Consider the following 20,197-nt stretch of genomic DNA (forward strand, 5'->3'; position numbering starts at 1 on the left):
AGGTTTTAAAACAAGAATATTAGCAAAAATAGCAGCACTTACATTGGTTCAATATATTAACAAATTTATATTTGACAGACCAATTAATAATATTAAAAATCAAATAATTTAATTTCACCCAACGGGTATACTATTATTCTTGTTGAAATTCAAAGAAACGGATTTTGAGCTTGATGTTTATTGCATCAATGGAGCATAATTATTTGTAAATAAGCGTCCTTGCCCTATGGAGATTAAAGTATTGTAGGGATCTTTATAATCATCAGACATTATAGATGCCATTTGTAAATTTTTGATTCCCTTAATTTTATTATTCTCAACATCAAGTTCACCGGATAAAATAATTAAGTTTTGGTATTTTGCTGTGTGAGTACCATAATCTAATTCGCCATTACTATGTAATAAAATGGAGAATTTATTACCTTCGCCGGATATGAAGGAACCTTTTCCTTCCCAGGTTTCATTTTGAGCTTCATAAGAGTAGAGAGTAAAATTTTTAAAATCGACACTTAAATTCGCCGTGTTTTGGTTTGATAGAATAAGAGTTGCCGTACCAAGATTGACACCTAAATATCCGTCATCAAAATTAGACTTTATACAACGAAAAGGATCAATTCTATATAAACCTTGAACATCAGGAGGAGTATTGCCTTTATGTATAACAATTTCAAGCTGATTTATTGATTTTTGCATTTCACCATCAACATAGTAATCATACAGATTTTTTTCCGGAGAAATTATTTCAATTTCGTCAGAGTCATTAGAGGAACATGCGGTTGTGCCTAAAATCAGACATAAAATAAATAGTTTGAATGTTGTGGTTTTCATATTACAATAATTTTAGAAGTTAAATAAATAGAGATCGAATCAATAGACATTGAATCAATCAGTAAATATGTACTTAATAAATTGTTGCGATTACCATTAAAAGTTTTTAAACTAATAGTTTACGGCAATTAATTATTTGGGAAAATTAGTACGAACTTATCAAAATTTCACAAAATTGAATTTTATAGTTTCGTTAAAGTAGAAAAACAATATAGGGGAAAACTACAAATTTTCCCCTATTGAATTAATTGGCTTATCTCAAAGAGTAAGCTCTTTTGTGAGTTGTTGTTTTGATTATAAATTTAAGATCTATAAATGCAAAACAGTATTTAAAATAACATTCTTTTTAGGGCAAAAAAGGGTGGGTAAATTGTTCACAAAGGTGTTTATAATAGCGCTCTCACATTACCTTTTAAAGTTTTAAAATTAATAATTTAAGGCATAAAGTGAAGAGCTGAATTTTGTATTTATTGCTTTAAAAATTTATAAATATTCTAAGCAATATAAATTAGGATTGTATACAGGATTGATTTGTTTTAAATCCGCTAATATATTGTGCGTATAATCGCTGCCGCCAATAGCTAAATAAAATAAAGATTTTGAAAGATAAAAAGGTCTTAAAGGAATTGAACGCCAGCCATTTGATAAATTTGTTATAAAATGTTTTAATGCGTACTTGAATGTTTTTTCTTCCGGACGAACGAAATAAATAGTTGAGCTTTTTATTTTGGTTAATAAATTTGGAAACATTACAAATCTTCCGCCTTGTTGAATCAGTAAATTAATTTCAAAAAGTGTTAATCCTTCGATATTTTCTGTTTTCATGATAAATTGATTTTTGTAAATAAATAGTGGTATAATTATAGTACAAAGATCAGTCTGTTTTTGAGTTTATTTATCCTGTAAAAGTTTTAAAACTAATAGTTTAGGTTTTTTTTTGAGTTGACGTGTCAATATAAAAAAGCTTCTTAATTAATAGTAACGATTGAATAATTAAGAAGCTCATATGGTATTTAAATTCTACTATTAATTAGTTACTAGCTCTGTTTGAGGTAAAAGAGTTTCATGATCTTTTTCATAAACATCTTCAAAGAAACCAATTTCGCCATTTTCATTTACCAGTGAAGTAAAATAGCAAATATAGATTGGAATTTTTTTGGCTAATTTAAAACTGTTTTCTTTTTTACCTTCCATAGCTTTATCAATTTTATCAGGAGTCCATTCCGGATAATCCTGAAGCATTGCAATGGCTAATTCTTTTGCCATTTTTACATTTATACAACCATGGCTGAAGGTTCTTTTTTCAAAATCAAATAACGTTTTTGCAGGTGTATCGTGCATATAGATATCATCCGGATTTGGAAACATAAATTTTACCAATCCTAAAGAATTGTCCGGACCTGGTTTTTGTCTTACCTGACCATTTACTATTTCCATGTTTTTTTCGGCAAGATAATTTTTATCTGCAGCTATTTTACTTTTTAATTCGTTGTTAACAATGCTTTGCGGTACTGTCCAGTAAGGGCTGAAAACGATTCTGTCAATTTCACCGTTAAAAATGGTTGTTTTAGTTAATGGAGCACCCACAAATACACTCGAAGTCAATTGTACCTTTCCGTTTTTAACATAAATTAATTCATATGAAGGAACATTTACTAAAACATACTCATCGCTACTCGCAATCTGAGCCGAAATATCGCGGCATCTTTCCATATTAAGTTTTAGTGTTTCCATTTTATCAGTAAGCGGTACATTCATTTCCTTAATATGTTCTTGTGATAAAATATAGTTAGGTTTAAAACCATTACGAACTTTATATTTCATTACAGCATCCATCAATTCGCGATCATAAACATTACTCTTAGAATCATTTTTTAAATCTCCCAATAAGTATAAACGATTTCTAACCTGAGCAATAGTACTGGAAACAGCATCCGGACGTAAATCTTTATAAGGTGTTTCTTCAGGAACAATAGGTTTCCATTTATTTGATCGGTCTAATTTTTTATATTTTTTCAGAATATCCTGCAATTTATAATATTGATCATATTCTACTTTAACATCTCCACTAGAAGCTGTTGCTTTTTCGATAGTGCTGTAGTTTAAAAAATCTTTCAGCATATCATCATAAGAAATCTTTTTCTTAGTATCTGAATTGCTTTTTTTAGTATAAGCAATATATAAAGAGCTTAAAAGCATATCAGCATCTGTTTTAGAAAGCTTTGTTTCTGACGAAGAAAAAAGGTCGTCAATTTCTTTTTGATAAGGAATAATTAAATCATTTGTTTGTTTAGCATTTTCATATAATACAGTTCCAAATTCATTGATACCATCTTCATCAAACCAAATGGTTCCCAAAGTTCTGTTTTTATATAGTGACATCACATCAGATTTATATTTTTTTAAATCCGAATATCTTTTAAAGAAGTCATTTGAAAGTTCTTCAACATTATCAGAATCTGAATTGTTGTAAACGGTGGCAATAGTTGCAGTTTTTTTATAAGAGAGTATGTCGTTTTCGGTGCTGTTAAAAGACGATACAAAAAAACTCAAGCTTAAAATTAGGGTGATTGGATATAATGTTTTCATTTTTTAAATTTTTACATTTATTACTTACGAATAAAAGTTTAGGGTAAAAATTTGGGGCTTTTCTACCATGCTAAATTACTTTAGATGTCTGTAAAACAAGTTGTTGTATTTTATTTAAATTTTTCAAGATTTCCATGTAGTTAACATTTCTATAAGACTTATATAGGATAAATCAGTTAAGTATTTAAATTGTTACCCCTGAAATAATTTTTTTTTGTTAACAAAAAGATATAAGGTTGAACAAATATTATAATATTTTGTAAATTGCTCCCTTAAAATTATCATATTCATAAAATGGAGCAACAAATACCATACATTCCTAAAAATAAAGTAAGAATTGTTACTGCAGCATCTCTTTTTGACGGACACGATGCGGCAATTAATATCATGCGCCGTATTATTCAGTCAACCGGAGTTGAGGTAATTCATTTAGGTCACGACCGAAGTGTTGAAGAAGTGGTAAATACCGCAATTCAGGAAGATGCAAACGCTATTGCAATGACATCTTATCAGGGAGGTCACAATGAATACTTTAAATATATGTATGATTTGCTTCAGGAAAAAGGAGCGGGACATATCAAGATTTTTGGCGGTGGAGGCGGAGTAATTCTTCCAAGCGAAATTGCAGATTTGCATGAATATGGAATCACCAGAATTTATTCTCCTGATGATGGCCGTTCTTTAGGTTTACAAGGAATGATTAATGATCTGGTACAACAATCTGATTATCCTATTGGCGATAAACTAAACGGAGAAATCGATCATATTGAAAATAAAGTTCCGACGGCAATTGCAAGATTGATTTCGGCGGCTGAGAATTTTCCCGAAATTGCAAAACCTGTTTTTGACCAGATACATATTAATAATACCAATTCTATAATCCCTGTTCTTGGAATTACAGGAACTGGTGGGGCCGGAAAATCATCTTTGGTTGATGAATTGGTTCGTCGTTTTTTAATTGATTTTCCTGAAAAAACAATCGGATTGATTTCTGTCGATCCTTCGAAACGTAAAACGGGTGGAGCACTTTTAGGAGATAGAATTAGAATGAATGCCATTAATAATCCTCGTGTTTATATGCGTTCGTTAGCGACACGTCAATCTAATCTGGCTTTGTCTAAATATGTAGCCGAAGCGATTCAGGTTTTAAAAGCCGCAAAATATGATTTGATTATTTTGGAAACTTCCGGAATTGGTCAATCAGATACTGAGATTATGGATCACTCTGATGTATCCTTATATGTAATGACGCCGGAGTTTGGAGCTGCAACACAATTAGAGAAAATCGATATGCTTGATTTTGCTGATTTAGTAGCTTTGAATAAGTTTGATAAAAGAGGCGCATTAGACGCCATTCGTGATGTTAAAAAACAATACCAGCGTAATCATAATCTTTGGGATAAAAATCCGGATGAAATGCCGGTTTTCGGAACCATTGCATCGCAGTTCAACGATCCGGGAATGAATACGCTTTATAAAGCGATTATGGATAAAATTGTCGAAAAAACAGATTCAGAATTACATTCGACTTTTGAAATTACACGCGAAATGAGCGAGAAAATCTACGTGATTCCGCCACACAGAACGCGTTATTTATCTGAAATTGCAGAGAACAACAGATCTTATGACGAAAGCGCACTTTCGCAACAAAAAGTAGCGCAGAAATTATACGGAATCTTCAAAACCATAGAATCGGTTTCTGGAAAAATTCCGCAAATCAACAAAGCAGGAATTGATGATTCGACTGTCATCCTGAGCGAAGTCGAAGGACTCAACGAAAATCGTATTTTCTTAAATCTTTTACTAAATCAGTTTGATAAAGTAAAAATGGATTTAGATCCGTACAATTGGGAAATTATCCTGAATTGGGACGAGAAAGTAAACAAATACAAAAATCCGGTTTATACCTTTAAAGTTCGTGATAAAGAAATTAAAATCGCGACCCATACCGAAAGTTTATCACATTTACAAATACCGAAAATTGCTTTGCCTAAATATGAAGCCTGGGGCGATATCTTGCGTTGGAATTTACAGGAAAATGTTCCGGGTGAATTTCCGTTTGCTTCAGGATTATATCCGTTTAAACGTGAAGGCGAAGATCCGTCAAGAATGTTTGCAGGCGAGGGCGGACCGGAAAGAACCAACAAACGTTTTCATTATGTGAGCGCTGGATTGCCGGCAAAACGACTTTCGACTGCTTTTGATAGTGTGACTTTGTACGGAAACGATCCTGATATTCGTCCTGATATTTACGGAAAAATTGGTAATGCGGGAGTTTCAATCTGTTGTTTGGATGATGCTAAAAAACTGTATTCCGGTTTTGATTTGGTTCACGCTTTAACATCAGTAAGTATGACCATCAACGGGCCAGCGCCAATGTTGTTAGGCTTTTTTATGAACGCCGCAATTGATCAGCAATGTGAGTATTATATTAAGGAGAACGAATTAGAAAAAGAAGTTGATGCTAAAATCAACAAAATATACAAAGACAAAGGAATCGAAAGACCTACATACCAAGGTGATTTACCGGAAGGAAACAACGGTCTTGGATTAATGCTTTTGGGTGTTACCGGAGATGAGGTTTTACCTTTGGAAGTTTACAATGATATAAAAGCAAGAACCTTATCACAAGTTCGTGGAACGGTTCAGGCAGATATTTTGAAAGAAGATCAGGCGCAAAATACGTGTATCTTTTCAACCGAATTTGCGTTGCGATTAATGGGTGACGTTCAGGAATATTTTATTACCAAGAACGTTCGTAATTTCTATTCGGTTTCAATTTCAGGATATCATATTGCTGAGGCAGGAGCGAACCCGATTACGCAGTTGGCTTTTACGCTTTCTAATGGTTTCACTTACGTGGAATATTATTTGAGCCGCGGAATGAGCATAAACGATTTTGGACCTAATTTATCGTTCTTCTTCTCAAACGGAGTAGATCCTGAATATTCAGTAATTGGTCGTGTGGCACGTAAAATCTGGGCAAAAGCCATGAAAAACAAATACGGCGCTAATGAAAGAGCGCAAATGCTTAAATATCATATTCAGACTTCGGGACGTTCATTACACGCTCAGGAAATTGATTTTAATGATATCAGAACCACTTTGCAAGCTTTGTATGCCATTTACGACAACTGTAATTCATTGCACACCAATGCTTATGATGAAGCGATTACAACGCCAACAGAAGAATCTGTACGTCGTGCCATGGCGATTCAGTTGATTATCAATAAAGAATTAGGTTTGGCGAAAAACGAAAACCCAATTCAGGGATCGTTCATCATCGAAGAATTAACAGACTTGGTAGAATCTGCCGTTTTACAGGAATTCGACCGAATTACAGAACGTGGCGGAGTTCTTGGCGCAATGGAAACGATGTACCAACGCTCTAAAATTCAGGAAGAAAGTTTGTATTATGAAACCCTAAAACACAACGGAGATTTCCCAATTGTCGGTGTTAACACGTTCCTGAGTTCAAAAGGTTCTCCAACGGTAATTCCGGCAGAAGTAATTCGCGCCACCGAAGAAGAAAAACAATATCAGATCACGATGCTGGATAATTTGCATCAATTTCATGAAGCAAAAGTAAATGAGCATCTCAACAAACTACAAGAAGCCGCCATTAAAAACGAAAACTTATTCGACCATTTAATGGAAGCTACAAAGGTTTGTTCATTGGGTCAGATTACTTCGGCATTGTTTGAAGTTGGCGGGCAGTATAGAAGGAATATGTAGAATTTTTTGATTTTTATATTTATGGAAACCTCTCAGTAAAATGGGAGGTTTTTTTGTGGAATGAATTGAAATATCCAAAAAAGCTGACGGTTTAAATTTATATTAAAAAATTTGAGTTGATTAAGATTTGTAGTTGCCTTAATGTTTTCTACATAAGAAATACTGAATAAAATTCAAACCGTGACCAATTGTCACGGTTTGAAAGTAAAAACTATAAATCGGCATCATCCCTAATGAAGTTTTATTTATTTGAGAAAAACAAATGTCTTATTCTATTACTCTAAAAACTTATAGAAGTTATTTCATGATAAACATAGGGTTTAATTTACTAGACCCTTAACAGCAATTATACATTTTGCCTGATGATTTTATTTGTCAAAAAACGAAATCAGGAATTCTAAATTGTTGAAAGGGTATTAATCAAATTAACTTAAAATTATACCTATGAGTTTTTTAGCAAAATTAGAAATCGATAATGCTGTTTTCAATGTTTTGGAATTTGACGTGCACCTAACACAGGAAATTGACAATAATGGCAAACCGGCCAACAAACCGAAATCAAGACAAATAAAACTGCTGATTGAAACGACCCAAACCGATTTATTCTCGGACTGGATGGTTTCAGAAACCAGTGTAAAGGACGGAAAAATTATTTTTTACCGCCGCGATGCCATGAGCACCATGAAGAATGTGACTTTTAAAAAAGCCTATTGTATTTCGCTCAAAAAAGCATTTTCAAGTCAAGGCGCAGTTCCCATGACTACGGAAATATTGATTACCTCAAAAGAAATAAAAATAGGCAATACCATATTTGACAATAACTGGAAAAACGTCTAAACAAAACACCACATCTAACTAATTCGATAATCTAATAAGAAACCAAAAATGGCATTGCAAATAAATACAACATTAAAAATAGGGGGTAAAATAATTGGCAATTTCACCAATTTAATAATCGATCAGAAAATTCATGAGCATAATACCTTCAGCTTAAAAGTGCGAAAGGATTTATTGGTAGAAGAGCTAAGAAGCGTGATGCCGGCTTCACTGGATTTATCCGGTCAGAGAATCAGCATAGAAGTAAAACCAATCCCGAACCTTGATGATCTTATGGTAATTGCTAGTCCTCAGGATTACATTATGCGTTTTTATGGTGTTGTGACCGAAGTGATGTCTGTAAAATCTACCATCAATACCGTTGAGGAAACCATATTAATTACGGGCTTTGGCACCTCAAAATTGTTGGACAGCGGACCTAATTTAAACTCTTTTTTAAAAATGCCCATTGCCGATATCGTAGACAAAGTAAAATCAGGTTATGAAATTGACATGGATGTATATCCGTTTTATAAAAACAACTTAGCCTATACCGTGCAATACAACCAAAGCGATTTCGATTTTCTGAACATGATGGCAAAACGAAAAGGGCAATGGTTTTATGATAACGGACGTAAGGTAATCTTTGGAAGCCCGGGAAGTACCGGCGCAGAACCCAAACTGGTTTACGGAATCAACATGCAGCATTTTAGCTATAAAATAACATTGAACCCCACCCTTTTTAAAACCATAGAAAACGATAACAGGGAAGGCGAATATTTTGAGGATTATACCGAAAAATACAGAAAAGAAGCGGATGGTTTTCAGCAGAATTTCATCAATAAATCCAATGACGTATTTAATAAGGTAAGCCTAATTCATGTCAATCAAAATCCAGCCGAAGGAAACGTAAGAAATTCTGTAGAGCAATATACCACCAATAAAATGCGCGCCGTTGTTGGCGGACTTATGGAGATAAATGCCATGAGCGAAGTTCCGGGCGTTATTCTGGGAGACAACGTAAGGATAAGCGGAGTTGACATGCAGCACGAAGGAAGTTACAGGGTAACCCAAATAACGCATTTCTGTGATGATGGCGGCAGTTATAAAAATGATTTCACCGCCGTAAACTTCAATGGCGCGGTATTTTCTCCATTGACCAATCCGGATTTGTTTCCGTATTGTCCGAGCCAGTCTGCAATTGTAGTGGATAATACAGATCCTGAAGGACTTAGCTGTATCGCCGTGCAGATGCCGTGGCAAATAGCCAAAGGAGAATCGACACCTTTTGTACCTATTATACAGCAATATAGTGGTGATGGAAAAGGCGCTCATGTCCTTCCAGAAATAGGAGAAGCGGTATATGTGGAATTTCAGGGAGGCAATGCCGAAATGCCAATTGTACTGGGAACACTCACCAGCCGAAAAGAAAAAAGCGGTTACAGTACACCCAATAATGATTTGAAAGTATTTCGTACACGCGCCGGAATCACGACGATCTATAACGATGCAGAGGGAAGCGCTTTAACAGAAGACGCAAGCGGAACCCAAATTTTCATGGATGGAAAAGGAAATGCAAAATTATTGGCAAAAAAGAATATTGAAATCCAGGCGGGAGAAGATATTATTATGAATGCAGGAAATAACATTATTACAAATGCAGGAATGAATATTGAAGAAAGTGCCGGCGGACACAAAAAATCTATAATTACCTTATACTATGACTTATCTATAGGAACAAATTTTATCCTAAATGTTATAGGAAATATGTTTGAGTGGATTAAAGGAAATAAAGAAATAGAATCTACAGAGATTAAAGAAATGGCTGGCGAAATAAGCATAAGCAGTACCGAAGAGAGTATTAGTATGTTGGGAGCAAAAAATGTAAACAACCATAGCGGTGAATCATCTAGAAACGGTTAATTATGAGTATTACAAGAATTATTGGCGGATCACTCACAAAGACAGCCACAGGAAATATAATTATGCACGCAAATAAGGGCGACCTTACTATTATTGCAGCAAAACATAATAATCAGTATGGCAAAGAAAACATGTTTTATCATGATTACGACCCCTTACATCCTGCTGATTCATTAGCAACTGAAATAAGCATTACGTTAAATATTTTCTTTGACGGAACACAAAACAATAAAACCAATACCGAAGAAGGCAAAGATCATGAAGCATCCAATCACAAAGATGACAGCTATACTAGTGACTACAGTAATATAGCTCGTGGTTACGATTCGATAGATGCCACGGTAACCAACCAAATTTCAGTTTATGTAGAAGGAATTGCGACCGCGGATTTAGAAAAAGATGATATCCTGCCGGATGTCGCATTAGGAATGGGAAGCCGCGGTATTGTTGCTAAAGTGACTAAAGCCTGTATCGAAGCAGGGAAAAAAGTTGGACAAGATGAATACAAAAATAAAAAAATTGATGTGTTAAAAGTAAATGTATTTGGTTTTAGCCGTGGTGCCGCCGCGGCAAGGCATTTTTTGTATATTGCAAACAGTACATGTAAGTTGCAATTAATAGATAGGGAATATGCCCATGCAGTTCCGCCTATTGGAAGCGATACGAAAACACAATATATAAAAATTAAAAGAGACGAACCTCTTATAAATAAACACGGATATTTTGCTGCATGTCTTTTAGACAATGAGGTAAAACCTGAAAAAATCCATTTTAATTTTGTGGGTTTATACGATACAGTTGCTTCACATGGAGCTTATCACGGCAACGATGTAAGTGATTTAAATCTGGATGCTGTAGAAAAAGCTCATTTTGTTTTTCAGCTTTCATCTGATGATGAATATCGTGAAAATTTTGACCTTACAGATATTACCAGTGCAGGTATTAATGGGCTCGAATATACACTTCCCGGCGTTCATTCAGATATTGGTGGTTCTTATAAAGATCGGGCTTTTGAAAGAGCTGTTTTATATTATAAAAAAGAATCCCTATACAATGATATGAGGTATAATGCTAAAGAAGAAACAGCTAAATTCAAAGAAATTGTTATAAGAGAAGGTTGGTACAAAGATTATCAGCTTGACGCAGGACTATTTCCGGAATCATTTATTGATCCGGAAAGGAAAAAAGAAAAATTTGAAAATATGGAAAACACATTTTATACCGTAATAGGAACACGTAAAATGCGAAATACCTATGATAAAATACCTCTTAAAAAAATGTTTTTTTACTCTGAGCAATTTGGGGTTTGTTATAATGATAGTAAAATCAAGAAACTACACGAACTTGAAGACCCTTTTTTACAAAAAGTATACAATCAATTATTAAATTATATGGTAGCGTGCAATGATTTGCGTAACAAATACGTAAGAGAAAAATCGCAGGACGCTACAAAATATTTAACCGAATTGCGCCAAATGTCATACTTGGACTATATAGATCCCGAAGATTTAAAAACTTTGCGCAATGAATATTTGCACTGGTCCGTAAAAGCCAATGAATTTGGATTGGAAAGGCGTGAAAGTCAGGCGCCATCAAAAGAAGGCGCCTTAGAGCATCAATATAGAAAAAGAGAAATTCATCATGGCTAAGACAAAAAACACACTATTGTATCATACTTTATTAATTATTTTATTCACCCCTGTAATAAGCTGTCAAATGAAAAAAGAACTGCCTGAATTTCATGTAGAAATGTCGCATCCTGAAAATAAATATTTAATAGAACCTATTTATGATAAGATTAAAACACTAGAGGGAGTCAGGGCATCATTTCCCTACGGAGGCTCTTCTGGAGGATGGGGAAGTTCTCGTAAATCGTGGACAGAACAGCATGGTACACCTATAGGAGCTGATATTACGTATTATTCAGGTTACGAAGATACATTTTACCATTTAAATGTTGATTTCCCAATTGATACGATACAAGACTGGACAAAAAGATTTTATCCAAGCTCAGAAGTTGAGGAAAACAATGATGAATTACAAGAATATATTTATGATAGAAAACCTGCCCAAAGACGAACTTACATAGAATTTAGAGATCTTGTTTTTGGTTTTGCGCCAAAAGGAATGGTTGTGGTTTGGGTCCGATATGGCGGAACTCAAAAAGAACTAGGTCGTTATCAGGCTGAAGTAGTGGAAGATGATCAGGCATTAGAGGCAAAACTTTTTGCATCATGGTCTATGAGACGAAAAGAAGTTAGGGAAATGTCTTTAATTCCAGATGCAAGTCCTGAAAAATGGGATAATTATCGTATCAAATATTTTTGGAAGCCCATAATTACTTCTGAGAATTCTAATTTCAGGCTCTTTTGGGTCTTAACAGAATATTTCAATGCAGAATATGAAAATAAACTTCGTCCGATGCTATTACATCCTAAAAATGAAAAAAGAGCCATTCCAAGTCTTATTACCTTTTTTTGGGAAACGGGCAAAGGAGAAAAATTTGAAGGCAGAGCTTTTTTTAATTGGGAAAAAACAAACGAACAATTCAAAAATAGAGATAACGGCGATAATGAAATTCAAATAAAAGTTACTGCTGATAATACAGATTTTGAGGTTTTATTAAACGGAAGATCTTTAGAAACAGTTAATAAAAGAGTTTTTAAGACTGATCGAGAATTTAAAGAATCTTATAAATAGTGGATTGTGAAATTGACAAAAATGATAACTACAATATGCGTAAAATAAAAAATTTGATATCATATTGTAGTTTATTAATTGTTGTTTCTACCCAATTAATAAGCTGTCAAATGAAAAAAGAACTGCCTGAGTTTCATGTAGAAATGTCACATCCTGAAAACAAATATAGAATTGAACCTGTTTATGATAAGATCAAAACACTAGAGGGAGTCAGGGCATCATTTCCCTACGGAGGCTCTTCTGGAGGATGGGGCGAATCTCGCAAATTATGGACAGAACAACACGGTACCCCTATAGGAGCTGATATTACATATTATGCCGGTTACGAAGATGCTTTTTATCATTTAAATGTTGATTTTCCAATTGATACTATAACAGACCTGACAAAAAGATTTTATCCCAACTCAGAATCAGAAGAAAATCATGATGAGTTACAAGAGTATATTTATGACAGAAGACCTGGTCAGGAAAATACTTATGATGAATTTAGCGATCTTGTTTTTGGCTTTGCACCAAAAGGGATGGTTGTGGTTTGGTTGCGCTTTAGCGGGAATCAAAAAGAGTTAGGTCGTTATCAGGCTGAATTAGTTGAAGATGATCAGGCATTAGAGGCAAAACTTTTTGCATCATGGTCTATGAGACGAAAAGAAGTTAGAGAAATATCTTTAATCCCAGATGCAAGTCCTGAAAAATGGGATAATTATCGTATCAAATATTTTTGGAAGCCCATAATTACTTCTGAGAATTCTAATTTCAGGCTCTTTTGGGTCTTGACAGAATATTTCAACGCAGAATATGAAAATAAACTGCGTCCGATGCTATTACATCCTAAAAATGAGAAAAGAGCCATTCCAAGTCTTATTACCTTTTTTTGGGAAACGGGCAAAGGAGAAAAATTTGAAGGCAGAGCTTTTTTTAATTGGGAAAAAACAAACGAACAATTCAAAAATGGAGATAACAGCGATAATGAAATTCAAATAAAAGTTACTGCCGACAATGGAGATTTTGAGGTTTTATTAAACGGAAGATCTTTAGAAACAGTTAATAAAAGAGTTTTTAAAACTGATAGAGAATTTAAAGAATCTTATAAATAGTGGATTTAAAATCTGGCAAAATAGAGAAATGCAAGGACTATATTGTAAATCTGATTTTACCAAAAGAGATCTTTTAAAGATTGATGAATATGGATTTAAGATAAATAAAGATAAAATGAAAATTATAAGTGTAGTGTTTGTAACACTGTTATGCATGTCATGCTATAAAACAGATAAAATAAATCATTATTTAAATAAAATTATAAGCCCAGAAGAATTATTAAATAATGGCTTTTATAAATATTCGTACATAAATACAATTGACGATGATGATAAAATTAATGATACTATAAAGTCAATAATAAAATATGAAATGTACTCGAATGTAAAACCAGAAAAAGATGAAGATGGAAAACTATATCCGATGTCTTTATTTAATAATAAAAAACAAGATTCTATTGCTGTAAATAAAAGGGATAACTATATAAAAAATGATTTAAACAATAGAATTATAACATACATATATAGGGATAATAAAATTTTCTTAAAAAGCATTATTGTAAATTCTATTGATAAAAAAGAAAAAATTGTTGATTTAACAAGTGAAGAAAAAATCATAAATTATTATGATAGTTTAAAAATACCTATAAAATTAATATTTGAAGGAAAAAAAAGCACCAAAAATCACCATACATTATTTTTAATTAATAATTATAAAACCAGAATTTACTATTATAATCAAGGTTATGAAATGCTTACTAATTATAGTGACGCATGGATGCCTTTTTGGAATATCACAGAAGAATGGTACGGTTACAGGAAATTGTATCAGTATTCAGAGTAACTTATAGATTTATTTGTATTTAAATTCAAGACTTATGGAACCTACGCAAGACAATCAAAATAATATCTCCCAGCTGGCGCGAGCGTCCCGCTCGTGAACGCAAAGATATAACAGAATTGAAATCCGTTGATGCCCACGAGCGGGACGCTCGCGCCAGCAGATGAAAAATAGTTCAAAAACTAAAGAAAAACTTTCAATTATAGAATACTTTAAAATTCCCCAACCAAAACCTCATTAATTTCCGCAATCAATTCAAATTCATCCAAAGGAAACATTTCCAAAACCATTTCTAAAATAAGAGGTACGTTAATAAGCGAATATTTAATTGTAGTTGAAGGTTGATGCGCTTCCTGTTCTAATGCTATAATACATAGTTTTATGATTTCGGTAATCGTGCAGCCAAGTTCATAATAATTGAGCATATTAATTTGGGCGGTATGATTTCCTGTTTTATCGGTGGACGGAGTTAAAGTATTACAATATTTGGCAGTTAATTGTCTAAGATTTTCTAATTTAGTTTCGGCTGTTTTCATGATGTATGGTTTATATTAATTAATTTAGAATTTCGTTTTTTGATTATATATTATAAGTAAAATCTTATATTTGTTTGACTCGGCGAAGAAAGAAATTGATTGTATTGTACCAAACCTATTTGGATGGTATGCGAACAGTGTAAATAAGTTTTTTACCAGTTGAGGTTTATCACACTTAATTATTATCTTTGAATTATGAGCACACTAACAAAACCAAATCATATAGGGCGACAAATAAGCCGTATTCGTGAACTTCGTGATATGAAACAGGAAGCTTTGGCGCAGGCTTTGGGAATAAGCCAACAAACAATATCGGCTATTGAAAACAGCGAAACTATCGAAGAAGAAAGACTTAGCGAAGTCGCAAAAGCACTTGGTGTAACAGTGGAAGCCATTAAGAATTTTTCAGAAGAAGGCATGATTAATTACTTTAATACTTTTAATGATTCAGGTAATAATAATTTTGGCGATTATAATGCCTGTACTTTTAATCCATTAGATAAATTGATGGAAACTGTAGATAAAAATGAAAAACTGTACGAGCGTTTGCTAAAAGCGGAACAAGATAAAAGCGAATATTTAGAAAAATTACTGGCAGGGAAATAATATTTCTTAAACAGTTTATTCATAAAAAGCATCAGCTACGGTTGATGCTTTTCTATTTTAATACAAATCTTTCAGAGTATTTTTTATAGTATATTTAAAAACAAATCTTAACATTATAATGAAAATTGTATTAGAAAATAAAGGAATCAAAACAGATACTTTTTATGTACCGCCTTTTGTTTTATATGAAGGCGAAGTTGTTGTTGTGTATTTATCTGGAGGAGGTCACTGCTATGATACTGAAATGTTTCTAAAGGATATTTTTTGTGGTAATACAAAACATAAAAATGTAATCGTAAATAAAAAGATGACATTTATTGATTATTTTAGAGAGTCGAACTTTAGAGATATTTTTTTTCCTTCAAGAGTTAACAGATACATTAAAAAAGACGCAGATCTCACCAATCCTTTTCTTGTAAAATTGTTTGGAGAGAAATATGTTACCAGGAAAACTAAAATGAATAAATTAGGAGGAACACAGCGAAAGCTCATAAGATTATATGTAGCTTTTTCAAAAACAAAAGATATAATATTTGATTTAGCAGGATTGGATCCTCAAGGAGCTGAGCTTACATTTAAAATGGTAAAAGAAGTGGTAAAGAATGGAGGTTCGGCAATTTTATTGGATAATTTTCCTGATATGAAAGAACATGCATCAAAATACATTGATTTAGAATGGAATGATGGGAATGTTCGACCTAAAAAAGATTTTAAATTTTAACTAAAAAAAAGCATCAGCGGGCTTGCTGATGCTTTAATTTTTTTGGGCAAAAAAGGTGAAGATTAACGGCGAAAGGTAGGGCTTTCGTTTACTGATTCGTCCAGCTTCACAATTTTTGTTTTTTTAGCAGAAACCGTAATTTCGTGTTTCGCAACTTTACCTTCTTCTTTTACTTCCAGGATATAAGTTCCGGCTGGAAAAGCCTCTAAACTTAAAGTTTTTGAAATCTCTAATTCATCTGCAGCAGATTCTCCTGCATACACTAAATTATTGTTTTCGTCATAAATAGAAAAAACTGATTTTTTAACGGTGTTTAAAGTAAAGCTAACTACTTTTCCGTTTCCGGTTTTTATATTCAAAATATAATCACCTTTCCCATCAATTGCATAAGTAAAGATTGTTGTTAAAAATACGGCAACAACTAAGCCCATTTTGGTAAAATTTGTCATGTTTTTTTTAATTGTTAATTACTATTTTGGAACGCCCAAAACTACAAATTGAAATTTAATTTTCTGCAAAAAAATCACTTTTTTATAGATCTAAATTGCTGAATTAAAGATGTTTCTGTGGTTTATCTGAACTATGTACGTAAATACTGGGCTCTTGGATGTACGAGCATGATATTTTTTTAATGGTTTGTAAACCACCTTTTTATATTTATTAAGAATAGTTTTCGAAAAATAATTTTACTAAAATTTTTAGGTAAAAATTGGGCATAAAAAAACAGCTCAATAACCACAATGAGCTGTTTTCAAAAACGATAAAATCGTTTTAAAATTTCTAACTATCTAACCTCACTTTTATACTGTATGCAGTATAATTTTTTAGCGTACTGCTACGCTTGTATTTTTAGCAGAGTAACCTGCTTTGTAAGCTGATGAAATTGCTTTTACAGATAATACAGTTACATCATCCGTGACAGTAATTTCATGTCTCACTTTTTTTACATTATCTTCAGCTTCTAGAAAGTAGGTTCCTGCCGGAAATTCTTCTAAGCTAAAAGTTCTCAAAATTCCCTCTTTACCTGAAGCACTTTCAGAATAAATTAAAGTACCATCTTTATCATAAATAGCAAGGTTAGCTTTTTGCACTTTATTTAATGCAAATGTTATTAGCTTTCCGTTTGCTTTTAATACATGAAGATTAAAATCTTCATTCCCGTCAATTGCATAAGTACTCATTCCTGAAAAAAGCACCGCACATACTAAACTTAATTTTAAAATCTTTTTCATGACCTTGTTTTTTTAAATTAATAGCTCTAATTCTCTGATGCTAAATTAGTTCGGATATCTATGTTTTTACACAACTCTGTTTTCCAATTTCGATGCTGTATTCTCATTTACGAAACCGTTATAGGTTGATTTTTGAATTATATTTACCGTTTTTGTTAATATGGTTGTTATTTTTTAATGTTTTCCTTAAATTAAGATAATGTAAATTTATCTGTATTTCTTACAAAATATGTTTAGATAAAAAGTTCAACCGCAAAAAATTTACCGCAAAGTGCGCAAAGTTTTTTTTATGAAAGGTTTATTAAAAAGCAAAGTTCGCAAAGCTTTGTGTTGAACTAGCTTTGCGAACATTGTATTTTTTTGAGGAGTTTTAGCAGGAAATGACTAGGGATTTTATTTTAACATTCTGGTTTTACCGCAAAGTGCGCAAAGTATCTTTATGTAAGTTTTATAAAAACACAAAGTTCGCAAAGTTTTGTGTTGAACTAGCTTTGCGAACTTTGTGTTTTTCACTCGTACTGCAAAATAAAATCTTCGCGCCCTTTGCGGTAAAATCTCATTTCAAACTGAATAGCCTTTGAGGTTAAAAAAATAAGGCACAAAAAAAACAGCTCAATAACCACAAAGAGCTGTTTCAAAACAATCACGTTTTTAACTTTACTAACTATCTAACCTCATTTTTATACTTTATGAGAGTATAAACTTTTTAGCGAACTGCTACGCTTGAACTTTGCGCAGTAGAATTTGCTTTATATGCTGACGAAACTGCTTTGGTTGATAATACTGATGCATCATCTGTAATTGTAATTTCGTGTCTTACTTTTTTAACGCTGTCTTCTACTTCTAAGAAGTAAACTCCTGCTGGAAATTCTTCTAAACTAAAAGTTCTTAAAATTCCTTCTTTACCTGTAGCATTTTCAGAATATATTAAACTTCCGTTTTTATCATATATACTAAGGTTTGCTTTTTGAACCTGATTCAAAGCAAACGTAATTAGCTTTCCGTTAGCCTTTAATACGTGAAGGTTGAAATCTGCATTTCCGTTATCATTTCCATCAATTGCATAAGTGCTCATTCCTGATAAAAGTACTGCACACACTAAACTTAATTTTAATATCTTTTTCATAATGCTTTCGTTTTAAATTGTTAGTTCGATTTTCTGATGCTAAATTACTTCGGTTATGGCTTTTTTTACACAACTCTATTTTCCTATTTATGTGCTATATTCTCATTTACGAAACCGTTATAGGTTAAATTTTGAATTTTATGAGGTGTTTTTGTTAGTTCGGTTATTATTTTTCAATGTATTTGCAATTACTAATATTTCGTAAATATTCTATTATTCTTACAAAAATGAGGTATTTGTATTAAAGTCATTGATAAAATACGATATATGAAAAAAATGTTACATAAAAATACGGGTTGTTTAAAAAATAATGTTTTTGTCACAATTTTAGAATTCAAGTTTGATTATTTTTTCTGCAAAATTCTCATTTGCGAAACCGATATAGGTTAATTTGTGCATTATATTGGGTATTTTTGTTAAATTTGCTATTATTTTTTAAAGATTTCATCATGAAGACAATCGCCCCCGCTCTTGAAGTGATATCAAACTCATACGGAAGTTCTTTTACCTATATTAAACATGCCGAAAAGACCAATATAAAGTCTCATGTCTGGCATTACCATCCGGAAATTGAATTGGTATATATTAATGGAGGCGCAGGTAAAAGACAAATAGGAAGCCACGTTTCCTATTATACAAATGGCAGTTTGATTTTAATAGGTTCTAATTTACCTCATTGTGGTTTTACAAATGAGCAAACAGGAAATACAACAGAAACTGTTATTCATATAAAACCTGAATTTTTAGGAAACGATTTTTTTTCGGCTCCGGAAATGAAAAAGGTTCAGAATATTTTGAGTCAGGCAAAAGGCGGAATCGCTTTTGGTGGTGAAACTAAAAAGAAACTTGGTAAAAAAATCGAAATGATGGAAGACCAACTTCCGTTTGAACGCTTAATGACACTTTTGAGTATTTTGAATGAATTAGATGCATCTGAAGATTATACGGTTTTGAACGCAGATGGTTTTTCATTAGAATTGCAAACTCAGGATAATGATCGTATCAATGTTATCTTTAATTATGTTAAAGATCATTTTCAGGAATCAATTGCTATCGACGAAGTTTCGAGTCTGGTAAGTATGACGACACCTTCTTTTTGTCGTTATTTAAAAAAAATATCCAATAAAACATTTACAGAATTTGTAAACGAATATCGTTTAGTTCACGCTTCAAAACTATTGGCCGAAAAACGAATAAGTATTAACGAAGTATGTTATGAAAGCGGTTTCAATAATTTTAGTCACTTTAGTAAATCCTTCAAACAATATACAGGTAAAAGCGCTTCGCAATACCGTCACGAACATAAAATTATTATCAGCTAAAAAAACTTTTATCTGATTGAAAATCCTGAACTTCAAAAGAAGCTTCGGGATTTTTTATGCCAAAAAAATTAGTGTTAATTCGTGGAATTCGTGGCAAACTTTTTTTGTTTTCGATACTGAAGCATTCAGTATAATATATGAAAGAGAGAAGTCGCAGCTTTACTTTTGGAATTTGGAATTTAATATTT

General features: G+C 32.6%; 17 protein-coding genes and 1 pseudogene. 11 read left to right on the forward strand and 7 right to left on the reverse strand.

The features are described 5' to 3' along the window. A pseudogene (locus KHA90_RS08100) lies at positions 1–112 on the forward strand (IS982 family transposase); the annotation flags it as partial. A gap of 65 nt (positions 113–177) precedes the next feature. Here KHA90_RS08100 and KHA90_RS08105 read toward each other — a convergent pair. The 3 genes from KHA90_RS08105 to KHA90_RS08115 all read right to left on the reverse strand — a co-directional run bounded on the left by KHA90_RS08105 (position 178) and on the right by KHA90_RS08115 (position 3,417). Continuing rightward, on the reverse strand, positions 178–828 hold the full coding sequence (locus KHA90_RS08105) for a hypothetical protein (RefSeq protein WP_213297532.1): 651 nt from the start codon (positions 826–828) through the stop codon (positions 178–180). A gap of 483 nt (positions 829–1,311) precedes the next feature. Next, complete coding sequence (locus KHA90_RS08110; RefSeq protein ID WP_213297535.1) at positions 1,312–1,653, reverse strand: hypothetical protein; 342 nt, start codon at positions 1,651–1,653, stop codon at positions 1,312–1,314. 201 nt (positions 1,654–1,854) lie between these two features. Further along, positions 1,855–3,417 (reverse strand): L,D-transpeptidase family protein, encoded by a 1,563-nt coding sequence (locus KHA90_RS08115; protein ID WP_213297538.1) that lies wholly within the window; start codon positions 3,415–3,417, stop codon positions 1,855–1,857. A gap of 294 nt (positions 3,418–3,711) precedes the next feature. Between KHA90_RS08115 and KHA90_RS08120 the strand changes: the two genes are divergently transcribed. The 7 genes from KHA90_RS08120 (at position 3,712) to KHA90_RS08150 (ending at position 14,469) form a co-directional block, all read left to right on the forward strand. Further along, positions 3,712–7,152, forward strand: a complete 3,441-nt coding sequence (locus tag KHA90_RS08120) for a methylmalonyl-CoA mutase family protein (RefSeq protein ID WP_213297547.1) — start codon at positions 3,712–3,714, stop codon at positions 7,150–7,152. 444 nt (positions 7,153–7,596) lie between these two features. After that, positions 7,597–7,989, forward strand: a complete 393-nt coding sequence (gene tssD / locus KHA90_RS08125; RefSeq protein ID WP_213297550.1) for a type VI secretion system tube protein TssD — start codon at positions 7,597–7,599, stop codon at positions 7,987–7,989. A gap of 48 nt (positions 7,990–8,037) precedes the next feature. Beyond that, the gene (locus KHA90_RS08130; RefSeq protein ID WP_213297553.1) at positions 8,038–9,891 is read left to right on the forward strand and encodes a phage baseplate assembly protein V; all 1,854 of its coding nucleotides are present in this window, start codon (positions 8,038–8,040) and stop codon (positions 9,889–9,891) included. Between the two features lie 2 nt (positions 9,892–9,893). Next, a complete protein-coding gene (locus KHA90_RS08135; RefSeq protein WP_213297561.1) occupies positions 9,894–11,540 on the forward strand; it encodes a T6SS phospholipase effector Tle1-like catalytic domain-containing protein in 1,647 nt (548 codons plus the stop codon). Positions 11,541–11,607: 67 nt separating this feature from the next. Continuing rightward, complete coding sequence (locus tag KHA90_RS08140) at positions 11,608–12,591, forward strand: DUF2931 family protein (RefSeq protein ID WP_244860272.1); 984 nt, start codon at positions 11,608–11,610, stop codon at positions 12,589–12,591. Between the two features lie 110 nt (positions 12,592–12,701). Beyond that, positions 12,702–13,685, forward strand: a complete 984-nt coding sequence (locus tag KHA90_RS08145; protein ID WP_244860273.1) for a DUF2931 family protein — start codon at positions 12,702–12,704, stop codon at positions 13,683–13,685. A 28-nt stretch (positions 13,686–13,713) separates the two neighbouring features. Next, positions 13,714–14,469, forward strand: coding sequence for a hypothetical protein (locus tag KHA90_RS08150; RefSeq protein ID WP_213297574.1), 756 nt, complete (start codon positions 13,714–13,716; stop codon positions 14,467–14,469). Positions 14,470–14,678: 209 nt separating this feature from the next. Here the strand turns inward: KHA90_RS08150 and KHA90_RS08155 are convergent, their stop codons facing one another. Continuing rightward, positions 14,679–15,002 (reverse strand): hypothetical protein, encoded by a 324-nt coding sequence (locus tag KHA90_RS08155; RefSeq protein WP_213297585.1) that lies wholly within the window; start codon positions 15,000–15,002, stop codon positions 14,679–14,681. Between the two features lie 195 nt (positions 15,003–15,197). On the opposite strand from KHA90_RS08155, the gene KHA90_RS08160 reads away from it, so the two are divergent. Both KHA90_RS08160 and KHA90_RS08165 read left to right on the forward strand, forming a co-directional pair. Further along, complete coding sequence (locus KHA90_RS08160; RefSeq protein WP_213297596.1) at positions 15,198–15,608, forward strand: helix-turn-helix domain-containing protein; 411 nt, start codon at positions 15,198–15,200, stop codon at positions 15,606–15,608. A 118-nt stretch (positions 15,609–15,726) separates the two neighbouring features. Beyond that, positions 15,727–16,329: a hypothetical protein gene (locus tag KHA90_RS08165; RefSeq protein ID WP_213297605.1), complete on the forward strand. Its 603-nt coding sequence runs from the start codon at positions 15,727–15,729 to the stop codon at positions 16,327–16,329. 62 nt (positions 16,330–16,391) lie between these two features. Here the strand turns inward: KHA90_RS08165 and KHA90_RS08170 are convergent, their stop codons facing one another. The 3 genes from KHA90_RS08170 to KHA90_RS08180 all read right to left on the reverse strand — a co-directional run bounded on the left by KHA90_RS08170 (position 16,392) and on the right by KHA90_RS08180 (position 18,687). Then, positions 16,392–16,778, reverse strand: a complete 387-nt coding sequence (locus KHA90_RS08170) for a secretion protein (protein WP_213297607.1) — start codon at positions 16,776–16,778, stop codon at positions 16,392–16,394. A gap of 375 nt (positions 16,779–17,153) precedes the next feature. Then, positions 17,154–17,561: a secretion protein gene (locus KHA90_RS08175; RefSeq protein WP_213297611.1), complete on the reverse strand. Its 408-nt coding sequence runs from the start codon at positions 17,559–17,561 to the stop codon at positions 17,154–17,156. Positions 17,562–18,267: 706 nt separating this feature from the next. Beyond that, positions 18,268–18,687, reverse strand: coding sequence for a T9SS type A sorting domain-containing protein (locus tag KHA90_RS08180; RefSeq protein WP_213297615.1), 420 nt, complete (start codon positions 18,685–18,687; stop codon positions 18,268–18,270). A gap of 449 nt (positions 18,688–19,136) precedes the next feature. Between KHA90_RS08180 and KHA90_RS08185 the strand changes: the two genes are divergently transcribed. Beyond that, positions 19,137–20,009 carry an AraC family transcriptional regulator gene (locus tag KHA90_RS08185; protein WP_213297618.1) on the forward strand — a complete coding sequence of 291 codons (873 nt, stop codon included), beginning with the start codon at positions 19,137–19,139 and terminating at the stop codon, positions 20,007–20,009. The last annotated feature ends 188 nt before the right edge of the window (positions 20,010–20,197 follow it).

Origin of the sequence: Flavobacterium psychroterrae (assembly GCF_018380615.1) — a bacterium.
Classification (GTDB): Bacteria; Bacteroidota; Bacteroidia; order Flavobacteriales; family Flavobacteriaceae; genus Flavobacterium; species Flavobacterium psychroterrae.

Coding starts and splice junctions, on each gene's coding strand:
- KHA90_RS08115 (WP_213297538.1), bottom strand. CDS start 3,417: ATGAAAACATTATATCCAATCACCCTAATTTTAAGCTTGAGTTTTTTT.
- KHA90_RS08160 (WP_213297596.1), top strand. CDS start 15,198: ATGAGCACACTAACAAAACCAAATCATATAGGGCGACAAATAAGCCGT.
- KHA90_RS08185 (WP_213297618.1), top strand. CDS start 19,137: ATGAAGACAATCGCCCCCGCTCTTGAAGTGATATCAAACTCATACGGA.
- KHA90_RS08130 (WP_213297553.1), top strand. CDS start 8,038: ATGGCATTGCAAATAAATACAACATTAAAAATAGGGGGTAAAATAATT.
- KHA90_RS08155 (WP_213297585.1), bottom strand. CDS start 15,002: ATGAAAACAGCCGAAACTAAATTAGAAAATCTTAGACAATTAACTGCC.
- KHA90_RS08105 (WP_213297532.1), bottom strand. CDS start 828: ATGAAAACCACAACATTCAAACTATTTATTTTATGTCTGATTTTAGGC.
- KHA90_RS08140 (WP_244860272.1), top strand. CDS start 11,608: ATGAAAAAAGAACTGCCTGAATTTCATGTAGAAATGTCGCATCCTGAA.
- tssD (WP_213297550.1), top strand. CDS start 7,597: ATGAGTTTTTTAGCAAAATTAGAAATCGATAATGCTGTTTTCAATGTT.
- KHA90_RS08135 (WP_213297561.1), top strand. CDS start 9,894: ATGAGTATTACAAGAATTATTGGCGGATCACTCACAAAGACAGCCACA.
- KHA90_RS08170 (WP_213297607.1), bottom strand. CDS start 16,778: ATGACAAATTTTACCAAAATGGGCTTAGTTGTTGCCGTATTTTTAACA.
- KHA90_RS08180 (WP_213297615.1), bottom strand. CDS start 18,687: ATGAAAAAGATATTAAAATTAAGTTTAGTGTGTGCAGTACTTTTATCA.
- KHA90_RS08120 (WP_213297547.1), top strand. CDS start 3,712: ATGGAGCAACAAATACCATACATTCCTAAAAATAAAGTAAGAATTGTT.
- KHA90_RS08165 (WP_213297605.1), top strand. CDS start 15,727: ATGAAAATTGTATTAGAAAATAAAGGAATCAAAACAGATACTTTTTAT.
- KHA90_RS08150 (WP_213297574.1), top strand. CDS start 13,714: ATGCAAGGACTATATTGTAAATCTGATTTTACCAAAAGAGATCTTTTA.
- KHA90_RS08110 (WP_213297535.1), bottom strand. CDS start 1,653: ATGAAAACAGAAAATATCGAAGGATTAACACTTTTTGAAATTAATTTA.
- KHA90_RS08175 (WP_213297611.1), bottom strand. CDS start 17,561: ATGAAAAAGATTTTAAAATTAAGTTTAGTATGTGCGGTGCTTTTTTCA.
- KHA90_RS08145 (WP_244860273.1), top strand. CDS start 12,702: ATGAAAAAAGAACTGCCTGAGTTTCATGTAGAAATGTCACATCCTGAA.